Raw genomic sequence first — 20,537 nt, forward strand, 5'->3', positions numbered from 1 at the left:
GTTACGCAAGGAACCAGCGTTTACGCAAGAGCCATTGAATCGTCAAAAGCATTGAGATTGCCAGGAAGACAATCCAGCTGTCAAGCGGCCCCTCCCCCAGGTGATGTGATTCAACAAGCGAAACTCTCGAGCGTTGAGATCGTTGTCTCAGCAAGTCGATCAGAGTGTCCGTCTGGTCTGGCGAGAGCAGCTGTCCACCTGCTTTACTATTTAATTCTGCAATCTGTCCCATAAGTTGCCAGTCCGGAGCGCTTTTGATCAGTTCTACTGCGTCATCGATGACGTCAAAAGGTAAACGATCTACATAAGTCGTCCCGTCGTTGGTGGAAACTCGAGCAACAATTTGGTAGTGCCCGGGCGAACTCATGGCAGCGATAGCACCACTAGCGATGGGCCCGCCGACCTGCGTTGCAACAAGTGGTCTGGATTCTTCGCCCGTTTGTTCTAGTCGGATTTCCAGGTTCTGAGGCATCGCTTCATTTTCCGTTTCACCAATCCATTCGATGGTGTAACGCGCATCTGCACCTAATCTGAGTCGTCTTCGATCCATAGATATCTTCAATCCTGGCTCTCGATCCTGGGATTGCATAGCCCAAAGCACAGCTTGTCGCCAAAATCTACGGTGATGATTGGAGAATCCGTTACGCCACCACAAGTATGTAGAATCGAACGTCATTGATAACACTCGCCCGCTCCCGAGCCCTTTTGTTGCAATCAATGGATCTCCTTGTTCACTCTGCGCTAGCAACTGTATACCTTCCTGAGGTAACAACCCGTTGACACGGTTCGCACCATTAAACGGAGGCACTTGGCTCCAGAGATCGATCAGCTGCTGGTCGGACAAGTTGGCGGCTGGATCTAACTCAAAAATGGGGTGGCGACGTTGCCGACTCAACTTCACTGGTCCAGTAATATGGCCAGATGTGTCAACTGCATCAAAAGTTTGTCGACGAAACCCGCTAATATTAAATGGAAGCGCGAACGCTAAAGGGGTCTCGGCATAGCCACCCGGTCCATATGCGTGGTATCCGCCTAATGTAATAAGGCCTGCTCCTGCGGTAACCTGATCGACGATCGCTGCGATGGTCTCGTTACCAAGTGCATTCGAATCAATGTCGCCCAAGATAAAACAGTCGTACGTTCCTTCTTTGATTGCGTTGGCGAGTCCGTTCAGCGGCCAACTTCCCATGGTATTCCGATAAATGGGCAGCACTTCAACCTGCAAATCTCGGCTATCGGCAAGTGCTATGCGTAAAAACTTTTGCTCGGCGCGTGGTTCGCCTTCCAGGTAAAGTAATCGTGAGCCAGTTTCACGCACGTTCATGAAGCAGATCTGCCTGTTGTTCCGAAGCGTTGCTTCGCCATCAACCGGCACCGCTTCGATCTCGACTTCAAAAGCCCCTTGTTCCGTTGCAGTCACAGGTGCAGTAAAAGGCAATGTTTGATCGATACGATTTGGTGTAATCGTTTGCCTGTTTACACTAACTTCAGTGCCATCCGCTTTTCGTACAGTAGTCACCAGCTCGAGGCGACGGTTAGTCAGCCCAACTACTCGCAGCAGTCCTCTCAGATTCACAACATTCTTTGTGAAAGCATCAATCTGCTCGGGGACGCCATCAACCCATTGATCCATCGTGCGTTCTGCATCCGTGCGCGGACCGATGCCAACGACGTACATTGGGACATCAGATTCGGCCAACTGTCGGGCGATTTGCCGAACGGAAAGCGACGATTCCTCTAGAGTTTGAATGCCATCGCTCAGCCATACCAACGATTGCAACGGAGGGTTGACGTTCCGTTCAATCACTTCTTTAATCGGTCCCGGAATGTCCGTAGCGGTCCCCTCCGGTTTTTCGACTAGTCGGTTCGCTTCCGCAACAAACTGCTGGGTCGCGTCTGGCTCCGCTTCGTTGCTTGCAGGCTCTCGAAGCCGACTATCAAAAGTGTACAACTTCAACGTTGAACCTTCCCCCAAGGTTTCGGCTGCTGAAGCGATCGACAACGAGATGCTTTTTGCAATTTCGGATCGAGTCTCAGTCGAAATCCCCGAAGGCAACTGCATGCTTCCGGACTGGTCAACGACCACTGCAATTGTGCTTTCGGGCGTCGCATCACGACTGAAAGTAAAACCTGGTCGCAAAAGTGTTAGAAACAAAATGCCTATAACGGCGAATCGTATCAGTGCGAGCGATAACCGTCGCATGCGACTTAGATTTTGCTGCTCCTTTAAGAACAGGACTACTACGATCACGGCGGCAAAGAGGACCGCAATAAATCCCCAGTTGCCAAAATACGGCTGTATAGAAAACTCCATTATGTCCGCCTCTTCGCTTTGTCAAAGCGTTTTGACGAATAATAATGCTGGGACATCGCTTGTTCAGCCAAGTAAATCCCAGTAATCAGCAGCAGTAGGAACGGCGACAGGTTGCGCCCGAATCTTCCTTGCCCAATGGATTCACGTAAACTCTCTTTATCATTGGCAATGAGATAGTTACTCTCACCCAACTTTTCATCAAGCCCCTCTGCCGAGATCCTAGTCAGATCTGTGGCGCTTGCCGGTAAATGCACAGAAAAACCTTTGAGTAGCTTGGCACTTTCGAGTAGACCTCGCAGCCTATAGTGGCCCGGCTTGTTTGTAAAATTGTACACCAACGCCTTTTGATCAGTGGAAACTTGCTCCAGAGTTCCATCGGGATGAAAGAGTTCAAATCGAGAAGGTATCGCAGAATCGCTCCACTCGACGAACGCGTTCTCCGAGACTTCAAAGTTCCGTTGAGACTCACTAGAAATCTGGAGATAACGTGCAGTGCCAAGGATCAATCCAAAGCTCGGCCATGCTTCGGCCTGTGTGGTCAGTTCGTTCCAGGGCTCATGTCCACCAAATTCGATGTCAGGAATTGGAGTCGTGAGTGTAATTATGCGTCCGATTCCTCGGACTTCCTCAATAAGCGCCGGCATACCGCTGATGGTGTAACTCACAATTGGAACGGCGGCAGGACTTAGTTCTTCGAGATCCCAGTGACGGTAGATAGGAAAGCGTGACCACGGGATCCTGGCTACCTCACTTCCAAACTCTCTTAATACACCATGCGTGGCTGACGTCGTTTCGAGATGCACATCTGCAGTGGGTCTGCGCGTCAATCTTGCAAGTCGTCCGGGCAGCAGTTTCATGAGCCCTTCCGTTTCACCAGAACCTGATACTTGATTCGGCGAAATTGAATCTCCTAAAATGACAAGTAGTCCTCCGCCGCGCGCAACGAATCCCTCTAGTCGCTCAAGCGTCAATGCATCCAGGTCCACAATGGGATTGTAAAGTGCAATGAAACTCGTATCGGAAAGCTCTATTCTTTTAAACTGTTCTAGGTCAACCACGTTGCCTGCTGATTGGGCGGGATCAATCATGGAGCTCAGTATTTCAGCATTTACGCTCGGCGATGAATCAGTACTAGACGTAGATCCACCATCTATAACTAATGTTTCACCTCCCTTAACTCCATCGATGGTAAATGGCCAGCGGTCATCGATGTCCAGCGGATCGACCGAAGTAATCGCAAGGCTGTAATGATTGGTACCTAACTGAATGTTGGACAATTGAAACGAAACTTGAAAACTGTCGCCTGCTCCTGCGCTATCGACGATCTTACGCTCGACCACAACCTCGGACGGCGTCACTAATTCTCCATCGCGAATCGTGGGAAGAGCGGCATCTTTCGTCTCAGCACGCAATTCAACAATGATTTGATCGGAAGGCGTCTCGGGAGCCGATTTGATGGTCGCCTGAACCTGAACCACGCTGTTAACTGACACAACGTCTTGGCTCAACTGAACTTGGTCAATGGCCCAATTTCTCCGCCCCTCACGGCCCACATCGATTATCTGAAGAAGTATCGGCGTGTCATCTTCGAGTATGGACGGCAGCACTCGATCAGCTTGATTCCACTGACTCGTGCCCATATCGGTGATAACATAAATCTCGGTACGTTCGACTTCTGAGGTTCGAACCAACTCTACGGCCTTCGCAATCTGGGACTGTAAGTCAGTTGGACGTCCGCCAACTTGCAATCTTTCAAGTTGATTTTTTGCATTCGCGTGGCCAACGACCAAGCGATCATTATAGGAGTCGGTCAGGATCCCGATTTGGCTTTGTGCATCTAAGCGATCGACAATCCATTCTGCGTATTCTTTAGCCTTCTCGAGCTGAGTCTGATTTTCGGTACGGTACGCCATGGCCGGTGAAACGTCGACAATGATCGCGGCTGCGACTGGACCAGATGACGATTGCATCGTGACCGCTGGCCCACGCAGCAAGACCCACGTCCCCCACAACGCAGAAATTGCAATGAGTACCGAAGCCACAAACAGTGTTGCATAGGAGACAGTCGTGTTCTTGTTTTGCGTAAATGAGACCAGGGATGCAACTGCGGCGAAAATACCTAGGATGGCCAGCAGGCCGATCATGATCCAACTAGCGAAACTCGCTCCGTTCACGCGCGGCGATGCCAGTGCCAGTGCGGCCAAAGCGAGGAGTAAGACTCGCAGCAACAATAGAAGCCATCGTTTGACGTTCCAGCCTCGAGCGGCAACAAGCTTCGTTGATTGGACGAACCGCAGTGCAGGAAAGATCACCGGCTTGGGTTGCTTGCGACCACTAAAATGGATCAAGATGGGGACAAGCGCCATCGCGATTCCGGCCACTAACGAAACATGCAAAAAATTCACATGCCCTCCGCAATCATCATTGAATTGCGCGTTGCCAACAATTTGCTCGTCTGCCGGCTAATATTCATCCAAACGGTTTTCCCTACAAATTCCAAATGGCTGCTGTTAGAATCGCTGGCGGCGGTTTTGAAGATACTCAAGCAACGCTTTATCGTACGGTAGCGACGTATCCAAAGGCACATAGTCGATACGCGATTCACTGCAGCCCTTGTTCAGTTCAGACCGAAATTGCTCGATGGAGTGCCGATAGTCTATTCCGATCTCATCCGCTTGTACTGATAAACGTTCCTGAGTTTCTGGATCGATCAGTTCTACGACACCTTCGAACGGGAAATGCACTTCGGCCTCGTCCAGAATATGAAACACAATCACATCATGCCCACTTGCGCGAAGACGACGTAGCGCATCCAGAGTTGCCGGCACGTCGTCGATCAGGTCACTCATCACCATCACCAGCGATTTATGACGCATCATGGATGTCAAGTGCTGTACGGCGTTAGGCAAGTTACTGATACCTGAGGCCTGAAGCTTCGACAGATGCCCGAGCACCGCGGATAACTGTGAGCGCCTGGAACGTGGTGCAGCTCTCGCGACCATTTTCTCGTTATAAGTTACGAGTCCGACCGGATCTTGCTGCGCTATCATCAAGTACGTCAGTGCCGCCGCCAGACAAATGCTATAGTCGAACTTAGTTAGTAGTTGGCGGTAGGTGTAATTCATCGACTGGCTGACATCGATCAAAAGATAGCCAGTCAAATTCGTCTCAGACTCAAACTTCTTAACGTAGTAGCGATCGGTTTTGGCGTAGACAAGCCAGTCAATACCCCGCGGATCATCGCCTGGTGAATATCTCCGATGCTCGGAGAATTCGACGCTGAACCCCTGCGTCGGACTTGCATGAAGCCCCTGGAGAAAGCCGCGCACGATCATCTTAGCTCGCAAATCCAACCGTTTGATTTGCGAAGCGACCTCGGGCTTCAAATATTCTTCAACTGCCGTCATGACACGCTACTTAATGTTACTTCGAAGAGTAGCGTATTCTATCACAGAGTGGTTCAATGGCATTCCCAACTGCCAAATTTCTACAGCGCGCGGTCAATAACGCTCGGAAGCGTAATCGAACTTACGCGAATAAAGAGACTTTAACGTTGGTATCCCACCGTCGTCGCTGCAGTCTTAGGTTCCCCGCCAACCCATGTCGTTGGGAGCAATGATTCCGACCGACCGGTATGGTTTTCCAATTGCTGCACGACAGTCCCCGACATGACTGGGCCCGATCCCAACGCGGACCAAAACTGATGGTCGCTTCGCGCAAGTGCAAATCCATTGTTAATGACAGTCTGATTTGTTTTGGTATCAGTTGCCACCACGATCAGTTTAGCTGTTCCCATTGCTCGCTTGCGTTCAAAAACGGTCAGCTTTGGAACACTGCCCATAAGCCCGAGCGGAACTTCGGGTGTGCCGACAGTAAGATCCGTTCGGTCAGTTCCAACACCGCCCGAAGCGACCTCAAGCACGACGTCGGACTCTTCAGCCGAGCTCGCAAGCTTGCATCCATTCGCCAGCAACCGTGAGTGTAACCCCACAATTACGTAGTTCTTATCGACGCAGTCCAGCAAATCTGTTTTGAGAAAAACGTTAGCGCCGGCAAGTGGCGCATAATTTATCTTATTCAACGTATCATCGACTGCAGAACTGATCAGCAACTGCTCGATCCCCGTCCGCGCCGTGTCGGATTCTTTGACGCTTGCGCAACCACTACATAGCGCAAGTAGTGCGAACATTAAATTCAGAGATAATTTTGGCATACAACACCTGCAAACAGATTCCTAGTTGACTTGATCGTGGGGTGTGTACCGTTGATCACTGGCGGGAGTCAACATCAACTCAAATCCAAACACAAAATCCCGCAGAAACCGAACCAACCTACGACGCAGCGACGCTATCTTTGCTATCTAATCCACAACCAGAGTGCGTGGTTTGCCGAATGAAAAACTGCATCGGTTGACTTCGCCGAACCAAAATGCTTACCATGCAAAACGATATACAAAGGACGAGCTGATCCGCAAGGTCGCTCGTCACCGGTGCGAATGAATCGCACATAATCTGAACAAGGAGTGTTCGATGGCCCGATCCACCACAGTTTCAAACGACGATGGCTTTGGAAAAATCCGCGCCAACCGTTCGCGGACAGTAAAAAAATTCCGACGAGTCAAACTCGTGGGCACGGCTCTTTTGTTATTGCTAGTCGGAATGATACTAGCCGTACCTTTCGCTCTTTCAAGCGCTAACCTGGTAACAAAAGTAATCAATCGATTCGCTGGCTTAGACCCGCTGCATGTCGAGGTTGGCGGAATCAGCATTGGGTGGCTATCGCCTCTTAAACTGGACGACATTCGTGTCATGGATTCGCGCGGCGCAGAATTGGTACGAGTTGGTGAGATTGAAACTCAGATGTCGCTCTGGAATCTCGCTACAAATTACAAGAACATTCGGAATGTCTACATTCGTCAGACAAGGCTTGCTATCGACGTTCAACCTGAGACAACTAGTCTCGAGGAAGCGCTACAACCGTTGCTTGCGAAATGGCAAGCCGTTGAGCCAGAGGTAATTGAAGAACCAACAGGCGAACCGATCATTTTCAGCGGAACATTGCAGATCGAGGACGTTACGGTGCTCGCCCGGGACAGTGTTGCGCAGAACCAATGGGAATTCAGCATAAGCGAAGCCGTAATCCCACTACCGGATGACTATTCGACTGTTCCACCCGTGAGCTTTGTTGGTAGAATCGCCGAGATTGACGGTCAAGGCAACTTAATACTTCGCTCAACTGGGCAGTTCAGCGCTAAAATCGAACCAGTCAAAACCCAATCGGCCATTTTGGATCACGACGGTGGGGAGCCAACTCCTCAACTGCACCTGTCCCTCAGCACCAGTGGCATGCCGCTGGAGTGGATGAGTCTGGTAAAACGCCGTCTGAGCTGGCTACCGATTCAAAATCTAAGTGGTACTGTCACTTTGCAGGCCGATGTGGATGTGCGATCACCGACCTCGATGGTCGCAAATATCTCCACAGCGCAAATTGATAAATTTCATATTGATGCTCCAGAATATTTAGGCAAGAGTGGAGCGTCCCTGAATCAGATTCGCTTGGTAGGTGACGTACAGCTGGTTGGCGAATTAATTCAGATTGACCAGTTACAATTCACGAGTGACGTTGGATATCTGCGCGCGTCGGCCAAATCTCCTCTTGCATTTGAAAGTCCGACTCTTGCACAACCATGGGTCCCCAATTCAAATTTTATTGTCGACGGAGAAATTGACCTCGTCCGACTTCTGCAAGTTGCTCCCGAATTGATCGTAATGCAGGATAATACTCGACTATTGTCCGGGAAAGCGACGTTGGCAATTCGTCAAATCCCAGCGGATGGCGCCACCGACATCCCTCGCGCAAGCTGCGAAGTTCGCCTCGGCAACTTGCTAGCAGAAATCAACGGAACTCGCATGCAATGGGATGACGCATTACAAATGAGTGCGCGAGTGACACCGACCAGCGACGCAACTCAGGGGGGATCTGAGTTTCAGGTCGCTTGCAAAGCTGAATTTTGCGACGTGGAAGGTCAAGGGACACTCACGCAAGGTCAAATACTTGCAAAAATTGACTTCGACAAGTTAGAAAATCGCTTATCGCAGTGGATTAAACTGCCCACAGAATCGCTGGCAGGAACTGCAAATGCTACGGTTTTGTGGCGGCAGCAGGGTCGTGATAGAGTCATCGCTACAGCCACCGTTGATACGTCACCACTTACAATTGTATTGCCAACCGGCCGCCTGGAAGAACCGGCTTGGAAAGGCGAAGCGTCTGCTCTGTTACAATTGAAAGGCATGGAACTGGTCCAGATCGACCGAGCGTCTCTCAATCTCTATTCGAACAACGAAAAGATTGACTTTTCTACGAGCACGCCACTTCGTTTGGTTGCACTTCCAGCGGGCAGTCCTCCTGTACCACCGACTGCCGCGATTGCAAATGTTGATTGCGATCTGGGGGCTTGCATTAATCGCTCTAAAGTCATCTCTGGTTATGACCCGGGCATCGACTTGGCAGGCAGATGCATTCTGCAGTTGGAAAGTACCGTCGACAACTGGCAACTCGCGCTGCAGTCGGCAAGCTATGAAGTCAACGGCCTTAAAGTTCAAGGTGACGGCTACTCGGTGAATGAACCTCGTATCCAAGGCAGATATCGTGGCAGCTTAAACACGGGCGATCTCGCAGCAACTCGGATCGACGAGCTTATCGTTCAAGCTGAATCGCTTGCACTAACAGCAAAAGACGGAGCGGCGGAACAGAATGGTTATTTACGTGCGGGGCAAGCTGCCTTTCGAATCGACCCAGCTCGCCTCCTGAAAGCACTTGAAACTCCCGATGCTCAATCTAATGGGGCATACACTTACGGTGGTGACGTAACTGGACAGCTTCAATGGTGGTTGAATGGCGAGAAAGTCGACTGGCAAATCACGGTCGATGGCAAAGATCTAGTTGTCAAGCAGTTGCCAACGAACGCCACGGCAGCAGCCAGCCTCGTTAGCACAGCCATGCCTTCGAGTTCGACAGTCGAAACCTTATGGAGTGAGCCTCAGGTAAAAGCAGACGCCAGAGGCACTTATGTTTTCAGCAACGGTTCAGTTGACGTGCCATCGATTACCGTTCAGACAGAATGGATTGCGATGGCTGGCAAATCACACTATGAATCAAATCAAGTCGAGATGGTGGCAAGTTGTGATGGGCAGTTGACGTACGATATGCAGACGGTGATGACACGTCTCAAACCCTTTGTTGGTGACTATGCACAAGTTCGAGGCCAGAGGACCGAGCCTTTCTCTGTGTTATGGCGCTGCCGCAATGACTCGACCGGCTCATGGGCGGACGCTTTGACGGCAAGTACGAATATCGGTTGGGACGATGCGAACGTCGTCGGCATCGTGCTTGGCAAAAGCACCGTGCCATTGACAATTAGCAATGGGCTCGCCGCTACCAAAGCTGAAATACCTATCTCGCAAGGCACAATGCGTTGGGACATCCAAAGCAATTTGGCTGCGGAACCTCTGATTATTTCACAGAAACCCCAGATGATCTTAGAGCGAGTAGCGATCACGCCACAAATGTGCCAAGGCTGGCTTAAGTACGTCGCGCCTCTGCTTTCGGAAGTAGCCGCGATCGAAGGGCAGCTTAGCTTGGATGTAGAACGAGCCGAACTGAATCCATTCGATTATTTGCAGCAAACTGTCAGCGGAAAACTCTACGTTCACGGAGCGACGGTGGGGCCTGGACCTCTTGCGGACCAGTTGATTGGGATTGTTCGCCAGATACGAGCCATGCGTAAGGGTCTGACTTTAGACGCGAATACGATCAACGATGACTTGTGGCTTCAAATGCCAGAACAAAAGATTTCCTTTGCTGTAGACAAAGGTACAATTACACACAAAGACGTGCAGATGAAGGCTGGCGACGTCGTTATCACAACGTCCGGCGGCGTAACGCTTGATGGCAAGTTACAAATGGTCGCACAAGTGCCGATTCAACAAGATTGGGTTGCGGAGAATCAGATGCTGGCGTCTTTGGCAGGTCAAAGTATCAGCTTACCCATCGGCGGAACATTGCAGCAGCCGCGTGTCGACTTTTCCGCCTTTACATCGATCAGCCAACAGTTGATCAGTGCCGCGGCGCAACAAGCAGTTCAAAAGCAAGTCGACAAGGGACTTAATAAGATTCTAGGGCCACTCCAGAATCAGTTGGAGCCACTGCAGCAGCAGATTCAAGCCTTGCCTGGGCAGCTTCCATCCCTCCCGCAGTTACCTCAGTTTCCGAGCTTTGGAATTCCTAAGTTTTAGGCCAGGTGACTTGGCTGTTTCTCACGACTGTGCAGGTGTTCGAACCCTCATGTAGCTGCGTTCGCCTAGAACGCGGTTGAAGTTAGGTGCGGTTGCCTTTGAATACCGTACCTGAAAAGGGTGCCACTGCTGGCTTGTCCAGCAGTGCTCGTGGCGAAACGGCTAAGCCTCCCAACACGTCACCGGCTTCTGGCGAAGCCAGCTACGATGCGCTTGGTTGCGCATGCCTCCGCCTGAAGGCGGTACTACGAACCGATCCCTGAAAAGGGTGCCACTGCTGGCTTGTCCAGCAGTGCTCGTGGCGAAACGGCTAAGTCTCCCAACACGTCACCGGCTTCTGGCGAAGCCAGCTACGATGCGCTTGGTTGCGCGTGCCTCCGCCTGAAGGCGGTACTACGAACAGATCCCTGAAAAGGGTGCCACTGCTGGCTTGTCCAGCAGTGCTCGTGGCGAAACGGTAAAGCCTCCCAACACGTCACCGGCTTCTAGGCGAAGCCGGCTACATAGGAAGACTCCGCGGAAATCAGTACTCGTTGGCTTCCGATGCAGTCTGCTCTGGAACAACAACCTCGGCCACCTTCGCAACTTGCCGTATCTGCTTGGTTTCCACTTCCTTAAGCAATCGTGCAATCGCTTCGTCGATCGGTTGAGCTCCAAGGTCGCCGTCGATTCGATCGCGTAAGGAAATCATGCCAGCTTCCGCTTCCTTGGGACCGATGATCGCCATGTAAGGAATCAACTCCAATTGTGCATCGCGAATTTTCGCTTGCACCTTCGCTCCTCGCAGATCACAAGAAACTCGAAGCCCAGCCGCCGTCATCTTCTCCTCAAGTTGCAGTGCAAAGTCGTTTGTCTTTTCGCTCAACGGGCAGATACGCACTTGCTCCGGAGCAAGCCACAATGGGAACGCACCAGCAAAATGCTCGATCAGCATGCCCACGAATCGCTCCATCGATCCAAACGGAGCCCGGTGAATCATAACAGGACGATGCGTAGAATTATCGGATCCGGTATACTCGAGTTGGAAACGTTCAGGCAAGTTATAGTCAAGCTGCACTGTGCCCAACTGCCACTGGCGTCCGATACAATCGCGTACCATGAAGTCAGCCTTCGGACCGTAAAACGCGGCTTCGCCTTCGGCTACACTGAACTGCAGGCCGGATTCTTCGAGCACTTTTCGCAGCGCCGCCTCCGCCTTCACCCAGTTTTCCTCGGAACCAACGTACTTGTCACTTGTTGGGTCGCGAAGCGAAAGTTGTACGCGGTAGTCTTCGAGGCCGACGCTCTTGAGTACGAACCGAGTAAGTTCAATTGTCTTGCGGAATTCTTCTTCCACCTGCTCGCTAGTGCAGAAAATATGCGCATCGTCTTGAGTAAGACCTCGGACACGCAACATCCCATTCAGCTCACCAGTTTGCTCGTATCGGTAAACTGTGCCAAACTCAAAAAGCCTCAACGGCAACTGCTTGTATGAGCGCGGGCTCGCTTTGAAGATCATGGCGTGATGAGGACAATTCATGGGTTTAACCAGATATCGCTCATGGGTGCTTTGCCAAGCCTTTAAGGCGTTGACCTTAGCATCCTTTGGCGCATCGATCGAATACTCGGAGAGCTGGCATCCAAGCACTTCGGCTGCGGCGACCATCGCGGCTTCTTCCTGCGCGTTGATCCCTTTTTCCGATTCCAAACGTTCGATCCAGGCATCAACCAGCGATCCGCCGCTTTCAACGAACAACGGCGGAAACTGGGAGTCGCGGTAGTACGGAAAGTGACCGCTGGTTTCGTAAAGTTCAACGCGACCTAAATGAGGGCTGAAGACAGGTTGGTACCCGCGTCGCAGGAGTTCTGCCCGCAGGAAATCTTCCAAGATGATTCGGATCCGAGCACCCTTAGGCAGCCACAGACAAAGGCCTTGTCCGACTTCCGGTGAAATTTGGAAAAAGCCCAGCTTTTTGCCGAGGACGCGATGGTCGCGCCGTTTCGCTTCTTCCATTTGATCGAGATACGCTTGCAGTTCTTTTTTGCTAAAGAACGCTGTTCCGTAAACGCGCTGAAGTTGTTTCCCCGCCGCATCGCCCTTCCAGTATGCCCCCGCGACGCTCATAACCTTGAAGGCCTTGATCCGACCAGCATCTGGAATATGCGGTCCGCGGCACAAATCTACAAATTCGCCCTGCCGATAGAAGCCAAGCTCGCTGTGATCGGATAGGCCGGTGTCGATATGCTCGACCTTAAGCGATTGATTCATGCCCTTGCAGAGCTCTGTCGCCTCACTTCGCCCCAAACTGAATCGCTCAAAGACCTCCGCGTCTTTGACAATCTTCTCCATCTCCGATTCAATCGCTGCAAAGTCCGCCTCGCTAAGCTTATGTGGCAGATCAAAGTCGTAGTAAAACCCAGTCGCAGTCGTAGGGCCGAACGCAAGGGAGACGTCGGGGAACAACCGCATGATTGCACGCGCCATGACGTGCGCAGACGAATGGCGAAGGACACCTAAAGCTTCAGGATCGCGATCCGTAAGCAGACGAAGCCGCAGCGGGCTGGCTGCTGTACCGCTTTCCGCCTTTGTTAAGTCGGCAAACGGGCGGTCGCCATCCACGACCAGATCATCGACCTTAGCCGCAATTACGGCCGCCGCGAGCCGTTCACTAATCGACTTCGCGACAGTAAGCGGAGTGGCGTTGTTATCAACCTCAATTGTTTTTCCATCTGGCAATTGAACTGCGATCATCTTTATTCAGTCTGCCGCTTGGCAATTCCTTCCTACATTTGGTTCTGCTAACTGCCCGGCAAGTCGTCCGCGAGCAGTAGATTTTTTCGCTGTTTTGTAAGCAGCACTCTTTGCGATTGGCAAAATAATGACGTTACGGTCCAATAGTGTAACGATCAATGTCAGTCTGTGTTATACGAGGTAGCGTCGAAAGGATGCACGTGGATCGAGAAATCGTTGTTCGAGGCGCTCGAGAGCACAATTTGCAGGATGTTGACCTGCAACTTCCTCATGGAAAATTGATATGTTTTACAGGAGTTAGCGGCAGCGGCAAAAGTTCGCTGGCGTTTGACACGATCTACGCCGAAGGGCAACGACGTTACCTGGAAAGCTTGTCAAGTTACGCGCGGCAATTCATTGGACAGTTGCCGAAGCCAGATGTAGACCACCTTTCAGGCTTGAGTCCTTCGATTTCGATAAGCCAGAAATCGACCAGCCACAACCCGCGCAGTACCGTTGGCACGATAACGGAAATCCAAGATTTTCTGCGAGTCTTGTTCGCTCGGGTCGGTACAAGTTTCTGTCCCAAGTGCGGGCAACGCGTCGCCGCTCAAACAGTCGATCAGATTTATGCAAGCCTAACGCAAAAGTTCGCGGGTCAGGAAGTATTACTGCTCGCTCCGCTGATTCGAATGCAAAAAGGGGAGCACCGCGATCTATTTGAGCTCTGGCTGCGGCAAGGTTTTGTCCGAGCGCGCGTCGATGGCCAACTTATAGATTTAGCAAACCCGCCACGGCTTGAGAAACTCAAAAAGCACTCGATAGAACTGGTTGTGAACCGTTGCAACGTCCCGTCGTCAAACCTGCGGGCGTCGGATACGACGGAAAAAAGTGCACCAAAACGTCGTGGAAAGTCGAAAGCAGACGCCGACCAGACTGCCGGGCTGGTTTCAAATTCAAACCGTTCAGACCGCGACCAGATTCTCGAAAGTTTAAGAACTGCTGTCCGGATCGGCGAAGGCTCGGTCATTGTGGTCAGTACAGAGACTACGACGACTTCAAATTCGGGCAAAAAGAAATCACCTGAAGAAGACACTGAATCTAACTATTCGACACAGTTTGCTTGCGGTGCCTGCCAGCTATCGTTTGAACCACCCAGCCCGCAGTTGTTAAGCTTCAACTCACCGCAGGGGATGTGTCCAGATTGTTCGGGGCTTGGCGTCCTGTACAGTTACGAGATTGATTTGTTAATTCCGGATCCGACGCTTTCGATTCGGGGCGGAGCTGTTGTGGCGTGGGGGCCGTGGAGCAGTATAACCAAGGCGAACCAAACGCGTTTGCGCACCATAACTGAGGCTGTTGAAAGCCGTTGGAAGATCAGCAAAGGTTATCTGCTTCGCACGCCTTGGCAAAAGCTTACGTCTGAGCAAAAGGACTTTTTACTGAACGGCGGTGATTTTGTTGTCGCTTTCAAAGAGCGAGTGCGGCGAAATAAAAACCGAGCGGCTTACGCGAAATTCAATGGAATTCTTAGCGAACTCAAAGTTGCACGCGAGTCGACTAGGAACCCTCTGCTGCGTCGCCAGCATGAAAAACTGATGCGAGCAACCGTCTGTCCAACATGCGCAGGCGAACGACTGAATGCTCAAGCAAGAAACCTGCGCCTGCATACTTTGAGCAAAAGTGCGGTTTTCAAGGCGTCTTCTTGGTTAGGCTTGGCCGAGTTCGGCAATTTGCCTTTGGCAGACGCTTTGGAATTCATCGAACATCTCGAATTGGATGATATTGGCTGGTTGATTGCAAGCGAGGCGGTCAAGGAAGTTAAAGCACGGCTTGGGTTCCTTCTTCAAGTTGGCCTAGAATACCTAACGCTCAATCGGACCGCACCTACTTTGTCAGGTGGCGAATCGCAGCGAATTAGACTAGCCTCACAGATCGGGTCGGGGCTTGTCGGTGTAACGTATGTGCTCGATGAACCTTCCATTGGACTGCATCCGAGAGACAATGATCGGCTTATTGGATCGCTCAAGCGTCTCCGCGATCTTGGCAACACGTTGCTGGTTGTGGAACATGACGAAGACACGATGCAGCAGTCGGATATCTTGGTTGATTTCGGTCCCGGTCCCGGTGTTCGCGGCGGTGAACTGATCAGCGTTAGTACATTCGAAGAACTGTCTGCAAATAAAAAGAGCTTAACCGGCGACTACATTTCAGGACGCAAAGTGGTGGGTCGTCCCGCCGCCCGACGCCCTGGCAACGGCAAGAAGATCGAGATTAAAGGCGCAAGGCACCACAATCTAAAGAATGTCGACGTTGAAATTCCGCTCGGGTGCTTCGTTTGTGTTACTGGCGTGAGCGGTAGCGGCAAGAGTTCGCTGATCAGCGACATTCTATCGCCGTCGCTGGCAAACTTGCTGATGAAAGCCCAACAGGTTCCTGGCTTGCACGACTCAATCAGCGGTGCTGAACAACTTGACAAGATCATCGATATCGATCAGAGCCCCATTGGTCGCACGCCGCGCAGCAACCCGGCGACTTATGTGAAGGTCTTTGACGAGATCCGTACCCTCTATGCACAGCTAACTGAGTCGAAACGAAGAGGCTACAACGCGGGCCGTTTCAGCTTCAACACCGACGGCGGACGATGTAGTGCTTGCGAAGGCAACGGTGCGACACGCCTAGACATGGAAATGCTCGCCGATCTGTGGGTGCCTTGTCCAGTCTGTGATGGTAAGCGATACGATCGAGAGACCTTGGAAGTTGAATTCAAAGGCAAATCAATTGCCGACGCGTTGAACATGGACGTCCAAGAAGCGCTGACGCACTTTGAAAATGTTCCCAAAATTGCAGAGAAACTTCAGACCTTACATGACGTTGGACTTGACTACATTAAGCTCGGTCAACCATCCCCGACGCTCAGCGGTGGCGAAGCGCAGCGCATCAAGCTGGCGAAGGAGCTAAGCCGCCGGTCGACGGGACGCACGATGTATGTTCTTGACGAGCCCACTACGGGCTTGCACTTTCACGACATTTCGATGCTGCTGTCGGTGCTGCAGAAACTCGTTGAGCTTGGTAATACGATCGTAGTAGTCGAACACAACCTCGATTTGATCCAAGCTGCCGACTGGGTTATCGATCTGGGGCAAGATGGCGGACACAAAGGGGGCGAAGTGATCGCGTGCGGTACTCCCGAAGAAGTTTCGCAAGTGAAAAAGTCTTACACGGGCGAAGCACTGAAAAAGTACTTCGCAAGCCAGTTGGCTCGCACCAAAAAGAAGCGGTCTACAAAAGCTCCCGCGAAAACACCAAAGTCTAACCAACCTACACCGCTTCACCAAATCATCGTCCACGGCGCGCAGTCGCATAATCTGCGAACCGTCGACGTCGCGATCGAGCGAGATCAAATGACTGTGTTTTGCGGGCGCAGTGGCAGCGGCAAGACCTCGCTGGCCATGGATACGATCTACGCAGAGGGACAGCGACGTTACGTTGAAAGCCTGAGCTCTTATGCGCGACAGTTTGTTGGGCAAATGCCAAAGCCCATCGTTGAGAGCATTACCGGACTCTCGCCAGCTGTTGCTCTCGAGCAAAAGAATCTTGGCCATACGCCACGTTCGACCGTTGGAACGGTGACCGAGATCTATGACTATTTGCGAGTCTTCATGGCTCGCGCAGCTCAGATGCGTTGCCCAACTTGCAAAGCGCCTGTCGTCACACAAACGGTCGATCAGATCGTCGACCGTATACTGCAGCATCCTGAGAATACTCGGGCTTTGATTTTGGCCCCCATCGTTGATCGGAAAAGCTACAGTGAGATTCAGCTAACCGATTCGTACTTCGAAAAGCTCTTGGTCGATGGTTTTACACGAGTTCGCATCGATGGAGTTACTACTCCGATTGAAAAGCGCCCGGCACTTGACCCTAAGAAACGTCAGGACGTTCAGGTCGTTGTCGACCGAATAGAAATTAATAGCAAATCGCGATCAAGAATCAGCGACTCCGTCGAACAAGCGCTGCGTCTGAGTGACGGACGAGTGCAGTTAGCGTTGAGCGATGACAAACAAGACGAACCCAAATGGTCGGTCGAAACGCATTCATTATTTCTTTCGTGTTTGTCGTGTGGCAAGTCTTACGCGGAACTTACACCACATCACTTTTCCTTCAACACATCAGTAGGTTGGTGTTCGCATTGTGAAGGGCTGGGAAAACAGATCGGTACAAATCTTGAGTCGCTGATCGACGCCACGCGTTCACTGCAGGAAAATGGGTTGATGTTGTGGCCCTCTACTTCGGTAGAGATGTCGAAGGTCATGTTGAATACGCTTGGTGAGGATTTATCTCTCGATTTAAAGAAGCCGGTTGGAGCGTTCACTTCCACGCAACGCAATCTTTTGCTTTTTGGAACTGGAGATCGTTGGTATGTTGCGAAGAAATCAGCTCAAAATCCATGCGAGTTTTCATTTCAGTATCGTGGTGTGATGCCCGCATTGGAGATGGCTGCAAAATCTAGCCCCTCGTTGCGAATGCGATTGGAGATGTACGTTGCAGAAGTCGAATGCTTGATGTGCACTGGCTCGCGCGTCCGAGCAGAAGCGGCAAACGCGATATTTCGCAACGATACCATTGTCGACTTGGTAAACATGTCGCTAGGGAATTTGTTGGCGCGAATCCAAAACTGGAAATTGACCACGAGCGAACAGAAAGTAGCGGGCGAACTTCTGCGGGAGATTGAGAAACGGTTGAGCTTCTTACTGGAAGTTGGGCTTGAGTATTTGACGCTGGGCAGAGCAGCTAACTCGCTGAGCGGCGGTGAGGCCCAGAGAATTCGCTTAGCATCGCAATTAGGAAGCGGCTTGGGCGGAGTACTCTATGTACTCGATGAGCCGACCATTGGCTTGCACCCGAGAGACAACCATCGTTTGATTTCAGCATTGCATCGATTGCGAGATAACGGCAATACGCTTTTGGTTGTCGAGCATGATCGTGAAGTTATCGCCAAGAGCGACCGCTTGTGTGATTTTGGCCCTGGTTCGGGGCACTTGGGAGGTCAAATCGTAGCCCAAGGCGCCGTTGCCGAGGTTCGAAAAAAATCCGCCGGCGTTACCGGTCCTTATTTGAGTGGAAAGAAAGCAATCGCCATTCCCTCGAATCGGCGTCCCATCGACGATCATGCCGACGTCCAGTGGCTCGTTATTCGCGACGCACATATGCATACTCTCCGACATCTGGATGTTGCAATACCGCTTGGCAGGCTGACAGCGGTCACCGGGCCAAGTGGTTCTGGGAAGAGTAGTTTGATCAATGGAATTTTGTACCCGGCACTTGCGCGGAAACTGCATCGCGCGAACTTGCATGCTGGGCCGCACCGAGCAATCGATGGTGTGCGGTATATCGACAAAGTCGTCCGCGTCGACCAATCACCGCTAGGAAATTCTCCTTCTTCGACACCCGCGACTTACAGTGGCGTATTTGAAGAGATTCGGTCATTGTTTGCCAAACAGCCGGAAGCGAAAACCGCGAAAGCTACCGCACGCGACTTTAGTTTCAATGTGCCCGGCGGCCGCTGCGAAAAATGCGAAGGTAACGGCCAGTGCAAGATCGAAATGCACTTCTTGCCAGACGTGTGGGTGGAGTGCGATAGTTGCAGAGGTCAGCGATACACAAGCAGGATACTGAATATTCGTTTCCGCGGAAAAACGATCAATGATGTGCTTACAATGTCAATTGCTGAAGCGATTGAACTCTTCGAAGATCATCCCAAAATCGTTCGGACGCTGAAAATACTCGATGATGTCGGCCTTGGTTATGTGTCCCTTGGCCAATCGGCGCCCACCCTGAGCGGCGGAGAAGCTCAGCGTGTAAAGCTAGCCGCCGAGTTGGCGAGACCAGCAACGGGTCAAACCCTGTACTTGTTCGATGAGCCAACGACCGGGTTGCACTTTGACGATATCGCTAAACTTCTTCACGTATTCAATCGTTTAGTCGATCAAGGGAATACCGTCGTCGTCATTGAGCATAACCTAGACGTGGTCAAGTGTGCCGACTGGGTGATTGATCTCGGTCAAGAAGCTGGGTGGGAAGGTGGACAACTTGTATTCGCGGGAACGCCGGAAGGGCTGGTCGAGCATGCAAAAACTGTCGCCAAACTGCCCACAGGAAAAACAACCAAACCGACAACTCGCAGGGGTAAGCCTAAAGGCTCAATTTCCACGGTCGCTGCGACAAATGATAATGTCGGCCTTATTAGTTATACTGGAATCGCACTCCAGCCTGTCTTAGCTGCAGGCCCATATGAAGAGCTGAATCGCTTGGAGGTTCCGTTCTCGCCTGTCGCAAGTCTTGATGGTGTCGACAAAAAGGAACTTCTCCGACTAAGCCAATTGGTTACGAAAGGCAGGGCAAACGATTTTGACCTTCAGATATTTGCAGAACTTATGTCGCAAGTACTCAATGAAGTGGATAGCGCAAACGCGGACGACTTTAATGGTGCTTCGCTAGGAAGCAATATCGTAGAATATGACGATGAATCGTCATCGGACATGTTGGACGCATTCTCTTTATCCAATTGCTTGTTAGAAGTTGTTACGAACTTGGAGATCTTTGAGCCCGAAGTAGTTTCCGAAACGGAGCTTAAAATTATAGACACCGACGGCAAGTCTTGGTTTGCTCGAATCAAACGCAATAACGATTTGGTCGCATTCTCATTTCGAGTTCCTCAGGATACCCTTGAGAATTTGGCTCTACCGCGGATAAGTTCGAGATTCTCATCGCAACGAGTTGCTGAAACAAAGGGTTCCAAATTCCGGAAAGCTGTTAATTCGTATTACGTGACGCAAAGCGAGAATTGGGCAATCGTAGAGTTTACGATGAATACTGATTCCGTCGTCAATATCCGCGAATTTACAGAATGGCTCACCGAAGCCGCTTACGAAACACACGACGCAATTCACGACGTCCAATTTACGAGCGAAATTTGATCTGCGATTGCAAACGCGATAAAGTTTCCAATTTGCGTGAAATCATGGCGGAAAGTGGTGACTTTCGGCGTTCCGTAGCTAAAAATAGTAACTGCGTTTGCAAATAGATGTCGTAGGAAACGACCAGCAGTTGCTGAGATTGCGGGGGAGCTTCTAAGAAACGCCCACGATTCGTCGCTCAATCCGATTCCATCGCAAATTCATACTTTCCCTCCCTCCACGCCACAATTCAGAGGTGTCCA

7 protein-coding genes are annotated in these 20,537 nt (G+C 51.3%); 2 read left to right on the top strand and 5 right to left on the bottom strand.

Annotated elements, in window-relative coordinates:
• Position 1: 1 nt before the first annotated feature.
• The 4 genes from SH451x_RS15420 to SH451x_RS15435 all read right to left on the bottom strand — a co-directional run bounded on the left by SH451x_RS15420 (position 2) and on the right by SH451x_RS15435 (position 6,527).
• Entirely contained in the window at positions 2 to 2,314 is a 2,313-nt protein-coding gene (locus tag SH451x_RS15420) for a hypothetical protein (protein WP_479357881.1), read from the bottom strand.
• On the bottom strand, positions 2,314 to 4,719 hold the full coding sequence (locus SH451x_RS15425) for a BatA domain-containing protein (protein ID WP_479357882.1): 2,406 nt from the start codon (positions 4,717 to 4,719) through the stop codon (positions 2,314 to 2,316). Before SH451x_RS15425 ends, SH451x_RS15420 begins: the two co-directional genes overlap by 1 nt.
• Before the next feature lie 105 nt (positions 4,720 to 4,824).
• Complete coding sequence (locus SH451x_RS15430) at positions 4,825 to 5,721, bottom strand: DUF58 domain-containing protein (protein WP_479357883.1); 897 nt, start codon at positions 5,719 to 5,721, stop codon at positions 4,825 to 4,827.
• Positions 5,722 to 5,861: 140 nt separating this feature from the next.
• Positions 5,862 to 6,527: a DUF6655 family protein gene (locus SH451x_RS15435; protein ID WP_479357884.1), complete on the bottom strand. Its 666-nt coding sequence runs from the start codon at positions 6,525 to 6,527 to the stop codon at positions 5,862 to 5,864.
• Positions 6,528 to 6,843: 316 nt separating this feature from the next.
• Here SH451x_RS15435 and SH451x_RS15440 point away from each other — a divergent pair, with 316 nt between their 5' ends.
• The gene (locus tag SH451x_RS15440) at positions 6,844 to 10,608 is read left to right on the top strand and encodes a hypothetical protein (RefSeq protein ID WP_479357885.1); all 3,765 of its coding nucleotides are present in this window, start codon (positions 6,844 to 6,846) and stop codon (positions 10,606 to 10,608) included.
• Positions 10,609 to 11,131: 523 nt separating this feature from the next.
• Here the strand turns inward: SH451x_RS15440 and thrS are convergent.
• Positions 11,132 to 13,339 carry a threonine--tRNA ligase gene (thrS, locus tag SH451x_RS15445; protein WP_479357886.1) on the bottom strand — a complete coding sequence of 736 codons (2,208 nt, stop codon included), beginning with the start codon at positions 13,337 to 13,339 and terminating at the stop codon, positions 11,132 to 11,134.
• A 158-nt stretch (positions 13,340 to 13,497) separates the two neighbouring features.
• Between thrS and uvrA the strand changes: the two genes are divergently transcribed.
• Complete coding sequence (gene uvrA / locus SH451x_RS15450; RefSeq protein ID WP_479357887.1) at positions 13,498 to 20,295, top strand: excinuclease ABC subunit UvrA; 6,798 nt, start codon at positions 13,498 to 13,500, stop codon at positions 20,293 to 20,295.
• Positions 20,296 to 20,537 lie beyond the last annotated feature (242 nt).

The organism is Njordella aestuarii, from assembly GCF_056494165.1.